Here is a 5,399-nt window from a genome sequence, read left to right as displayed (position 1 = left end):
GGCACGCGCTCCAGGGCGGGGGCCTTGGCGGGCAGCGTGGCGCGGGCGGAGGCCGTCTCCGAGCGCAGGTAGAAGCCCAGGGGGCCCGCCTCCTGGCACACCTTCACGAGGACGCGGTTGAGGCCCTTCTTGAGCTTCACCGACACGCGGGTCTGGTCGGGGCGGGGCAGGTTGTAGCGGTCCTCCTTGGAAGCGAGCTGGCCGTTCACCCACAGGCGGTAGCCGCCGGACACGCCCAGGCCCAGCGCCACGCGCGTGTCCTGCGGCACCTCCAGCCAGGTGAGCGCGTACGCGACGGCCTCCTTGTTGGGGCGCACCGCGGTGGCCAGGTCCACGTAGCCGTCCGCGGACGTGACGGAGAGCTTGCGCCAGGTGGCCTCGTGGCCCTTGGCGCCGGGGTAGCGAGCGCCCAGGTCCAGCGCGGCCGCCTCGGGGCCGAAGTCGGTGTCACAGCCGGCCTTGCCCTCGTTCTCGAAGCCGCCGACGACGTAGTAGTCGTTGACGAAGCCCAGCCACTGGCGGACCTCGTTGGCGCGCACCATCCGGCCCCGCGAACGCTCCGCGTCCATCAGGAGGATCTGCGCGGTGGTGCGCGTGTTCACGTCGGTGGTGCGGCGGGAGGCAATCTGCTGGTAGGTGCTGACCAGCGGCGTGAGGTCCTCCACGTCATCCACCAGCGCGTGCATCCGCAGGAGCGCGGCGCCCCCGCGCGGCGAACCGGCGGCCTGCTGGGCCTCGGCCGCGTACTCGCGGGCCCTGTCGTCCGCGTTCGGTCTCGCGAACCCCAGCACGGGGCAGGTGAGCACGAAGACTGCGGCCAGCGATGTGAAACGCGACATCCGTTCTCCTCGGTAGAGCAGCGGCGCAGGCAGCGACGCCGGGACAGCAGGGGGCGACGACGCCGGTGAACAGGTGGACCCGTCACGGCCTTCCCCTGCATGTGGCCCCGGACGGCGGGCAGGCAACCAGAACGCGCCCAGTCTACGTCGGACCGATGTGGGGCGGGGTGCGCCCGTGGAGGCCTGAAGGCGGAAAATGCACGGGGCCGGCGCGGGCGCTGACGCCCGTGCCGGCCCGGTGGGTGGGCAGGGAGTGCCCTGGCCCTAGTGGAGCTTGGAGTAGAGGGCGTTGACGAGGGTGCCGTCGTCGCCGCTCAGCTCCCAGAACATCGCGCCGCCCAGGCCCTTGGCCAGGATGTAGTCCGACTTGGCGTTGACGCTCTGCGCGTCGTCGTAGGCCACCCACACCTTCGTGGTCGGGCTGTAGACGTAGGCCTGCTTGCTCTCCGGGTGGAAGAACTTCGTGTAGCCGGAGCCCGCGTTCTCGTAGTGGGCCTTGAGGTCCTTGAAGTCGAACACGCCGGTGAGGCCCGACTGGCCGTCATCCCAGGTGCCCTTGGTGGGGATGCCGCTCTGGAACAGGCCGTTGTTCACGTTGGGCACGTTGCCCCAGCCGCGGCCGTAGAAGGGCACGCCCAACACAATCTTGGAGGCGGGCACGCCCAGCTGGAGCATCTTCGCGATGGAGCCGTCGCTGTAGAAGCCGTCCACGGCGCCCGGGTCCCCCGTCACGCGGTTGAGCGCGGAGTGGAAGTTGACCGTGCTCTCGAAGGCCCCGTGGTAGTCGTAGGTCATCACGTTGATCCAGTCGAGGATGCCGGCCAGCTTCACGGTCTCCTGCTTGTTGGCGAGCAGGTCCGGCGACGCGCCCGACGCGATGGTGAGCAGGTAGGGCTGGCCCGTCTGCGACGTCACGGCGGAGAGTTGGTCGCGGAACTCCTGCATGAGCAGCGTGTAGTTCACCTTGTCCGCGGGGCTGCTGATGTTGTCCGGCAGGCCGCCGCCGGTGGGGTACTCCCAGTCCACGTCGATGCCGTCGAACACGCCCACGCCGTTGGCCGGGGTGACGCCGGGGAACTGGCCCTTCACGTACAGGTCCACGCAGGACTTCACGAACGCGGTGCGCGACGCGGCGGAGGCGGCCACCTGGGAGAAGTACTTGGACCAGGACCAGCCGCCAATGGAGATGAGCAGCTTGAGCTGGGGGTGGGTCTTCTTCAGCTCCTTGAACGCGCGGAAGTTGCCGCGCAGCGCGCCCGCGTCCCACTCACCGGGGAAGCCGAAGCCCTTGTCGATGTCCGCGAACGGGTCCCCGAGGATGCACTTGCCGTCCGGGGAGATGTTGGAGAAGGCGTAGTTGATGTGCGTGAGCTTCGCGGCCGGCACGTTGGACACCTGGTAGCTGCGCCCGTAGATGCCCCACGCGGTGAAGTAGCCCACGAGGCGCTTGTTGCCCGTGGGGGGCACGCCGGGCAGCTCCACCACGACGCTGACCGTCTTCGTGCCCACGTTGCCGGCGGCGTCGTACGCCTTCACGGTGTACGTGTACGTGCCGTTCTGCGCGGACGTGGAGAACGCGCGCGAGAATGACGCTGCGGTCGCGACCAGCGTGCCGTTCTCAAGAATCTCCGTCTTCGTTACGCCGACGTTGTCGGTGGCGCTGGAGGAGATGGTGACGGAGCCCGCGGCGGTGAGGCGCGACGTGCTGGCGCTGGCGGTGACGACGGGCGCGGTGGTGTCTCCGCTGCCGGGAATGGCCACGGTGACGCTGACTGTCTTGGTGCCCACGTTGCCGGCGGCGTCATACGCCTTCACGGTGTACGTGTACGTGCCGTTCTGCGCGGAGGAGGAGAACGCGCGCGTGTACGAGGACGCGGTGGCGACGAGCGAGCCGTTCTCCAGGATTTCAATCTTCGTCACGCCCACGTTGTCGGTGGCGCTCGCGGAGATGGTGATGGAGCCGGCGGCGGTGATGTTGGACGCGCTGCTGGAGGCGTTGACGACAGGGGCGGTCGTGTCACCGCCACCCGTCACGGGCCCGACGTCGAGCCACAGCGCGGCCACGGCCGTGGGCGTCCAGTCCGCCTGTGACGTGTGGGCCTGACGGCACTCGTAGAGCCGGCCGCCATAGGTGACGCGCGTGCCCACGGAGTAGGCGACGCCCACGGCCCACTCGGAGGCCAGCGGCGCCTTCATCACACTGCCCGGCCCCTGCGCTTCGGGCGCGAAGGCTTCCTGGCCACATCCGGCGACGGTCAGCGCGGACGCGACCAGGCCCATGATCCACTTGCTACGCAGCATTCGTGTTCTCCTCGCCTGCGGTACACGCGGAAGGAGGCACGCCCCGATTTTTCAGGGTTAATCAGGGAGATTTTATTCCGAGCCCTGGCGCTGTCCGCCGACCCAGGTGGTGTGCACGGAAAGGTCTTCCTTGAGCAGCACGAGGTCCGCGCGATGGCCGGGGGCCACGCGGCCCCGGTGTCCGTGCAGGCCCAGGAACGCGGCGGGATGGAGCGACGCCATGCGCAGCGCTTCTTCCAGGGGAACGCCGAGCCGCTGGACGCAGTGGCGCACCGCCGCCGTGAGGTCGATGTCCGCGCCCGCCAGCGTGCCGTCCTCCGTCTCCAGGCGACCGTGGCGCCGCAGGATGGTGCGCCCCTGGAGCGTGAAGGACGTGACGGGCGTGCCCACGGGCGGCATCGCGTCCGTGACGAGGAACACCTTGCCCGGCGGTTTGACCTTGAGGAGCAGGCGCAGGTTGTCGGCGTGCACGTGCACGCCGTCCGCGATGACGCCGCACCACGCGTCGTCCTCGAGGAGCGCGGCGACGACGGGGCCGGGCTGACGGTTCATCACCGGGGGCATCGCGTTGAACAGGTGGGTGAAGCCACGCACGCCGGCCTGGAGCGCCTGCGTGGTGCGCTCGCTGGTGGCGGCGGTGTGGCCCGCGCTGAGCACCACGCCGGACGCGGCGAGGCGGCGCAGGGTGGCGTCGTCCACGCACTCGGGCGCGAGCGTCATCAGTACGCGACCCCCGTGCGCGGCGAAGCGGCGGGGCAGGGCGGTGAGGTAGTCGAGGTCGTTCGTGTCGGGAGCGCGGATGAAGCCGGTCGCGTGGACGCCCGCGCGCTCGCGGCTGATGAAGGGGCCTTCCAGGTGGATGCCAAGCACGCCACCGTGCGGACGCGCGGTGGCTTCGAGCGCGGCCTCGCAGGCTTCGTGCATGCGCGTGGCGTCGTCGGTGATGAACGTGGGCAGGAGGCCCGTGGTGCCACAGCGCCGCATGGCCGACGCGATGGCGAGTGCGGCCTCCACGGTGGGCGTGTCGTTGAAGAGGACGCCGCCCGCGCCGTTCACCTGCACGTCGACGAAGCCGGGCGCGAGGAGCGTGTCCCCGGGCAGCGTGTGCACGGTGGCGCCGGAGGGGATTTCCGCGGTGGGGACCACGGCCCGGATGGTGTCGCCTTCGAGGACGACGGCCTGTCCTTCGAGGACGTGGTCCCCGTTGAAGACGCGCGCGCCCGTCAGGACGACCGTGGGCATCACACCGTCTCCGTGACCTTGCGCAGGTGCGCGGGGGCGTCCGGATCCAACCCGCGCGCCGTCGCGAGCTGGTGCACCGCGAAGTAGAAGCTCTGCACCTGGCACAGGGGCGCGAGCGCCACGGGCAGGTCCGGCAGCGTGGGCAGCAGCTTCGCGCCCGGGACGGCGAGGGTGGAGTGGACGGTCGCGCCCAGCTCCACCATGCGCTGCACGACGGCGCGCGTGCCCTGCGCCGCGTTGTCCTCCTGGCCCAGCGCGAGCACGGGGAAGCCCGGACGCACGAGCCCGAGCGGCCCGTGGAGGACCTCCGCGGTGCTGAAGCCCTCCGCGTGCAGGCGGCAGGTCTCCTTGAGCTTGAGGGCCATCTCGAGCGCCGCGCCCAGGCCGCTGCCGCGACCGACGACGTAGAGGCTGGAGGCGTCCTTGAGGGACGCGAGCGCCGGCCACCAGTCGAGCGAGCTGGCGGCCTCCAGCGCTTCGGGCAGTCGCCGGGCGGCGTCGTGCAGCTCGGGGGCGTCCGACCAGTGCGCGACGAGCTGGAGGAAGGCGAGGCCGGAGAGCAGGTAGGACTTGGTGGCGGCGACGCTGTGCTCGGGGCCGGCGGACAGCGGCACGCGCACGTCGCACAGCTCCGACAGCGGCGAGGACTCGTCGTTGATGAAGCCGAGGACGACGGCGCCGCCCGCGCGAGCGGCCTCGGTCATGCGCAGGAGGTCGGGGCTCTGGCCGGACTGGGAGACGGCGATGAAGAGCGAGTCGCGCAGGTCGAGCGAGCGCGTGTTGTAGATGGACGCGACGCTCGGACCGAGGGATGCGACGGCGCGGCCCAGCGTGGTCTCGATGAGGTACTTGCCGTAGACGGCCGCGTGGTCGGAGCTGCCCCGGGCACAGGTGACGACGAAGCGCGGAGGCGTCCGGCGCAGGCGGGCGCCCAGGTACGCGAAGGTGTCCCGGCAGCGTTCAAGCTGACGGCGGGCGGCGTCGGAGGCCTGGGCGGCCTCGCGCGCGAGGGTGGGA

Annotated in this window: 3 protein-coding genes and 1 pseudogene; all 4 read right to left on the bottom strand. The window is 70.8% G+C overall.

Annotated elements, in window-relative coordinates; translation table 11 throughout:
• Positions 1-839: pseudogene (locus D7V93_RS36885) on the bottom strand (DUF3857 domain-containing protein); the annotation flags it as partial.
• Between the two features lie 264 nt (positions 840-1,103).
• Entirely contained in the window at positions 1,104-3,140 is a 2,037-nt protein-coding gene (locus D7V93_RS36880) for a glycosyl hydrolase family 18 protein (protein ID WP_120647812.1), read from the bottom strand.
• Positions 3,141-3,212: 72 nt separating this feature from the next.
• Positions 3,213-4,382 (bottom strand): N-acetylglucosamine-6-phosphate deacetylase, encoded by a 1,170-nt coding sequence (nagA, locus tag D7V93_RS36875; RefSeq protein WP_120647811.1) that lies wholly within the window; start codon positions 4,380-4,382, stop codon positions 3,213-3,215.
• On the bottom strand, positions 4,382-5,399 hold a 1,018-nt coding region (locus D7V93_RS36870), incomplete at its 5' end, for an SIS domain-containing protein (protein ID WP_147451532.1). The genes nagA and D7V93_RS36870, both read right to left, overlap by 1 nt.

The organism is Corallococcus llansteffanensis (genome assembly GCF_003612055.1).
Taxonomy (GTDB): domain Bacteria; phylum Myxococcota; class Myxococcia; order Myxococcales; family Myxococcaceae; genus Corallococcus; species Corallococcus llansteffanensis.
Note: the sequence above shows the minus strand (reverse complement) of the source record. Positions and strands in the feature narration are given on the sequence as shown.

What these genes read in the sequence shown, in the direction of transcription:
- D7V93_RS36880 (WP_120647812.1), bottom strand. Translation starts at nt 3,140, where the DNA reads ATGCTGCGTAGCAAGTGGATCATGGGCCTGGTCGCGTCCGCGCTGACC.
- nagA (WP_120647811.1), bottom strand. Translation starts at nt 4,382, where the DNA reads ATGCCCACGGTCGTCCTGACGGGCGCGCGCGTCTTCAACGGGGACCAC.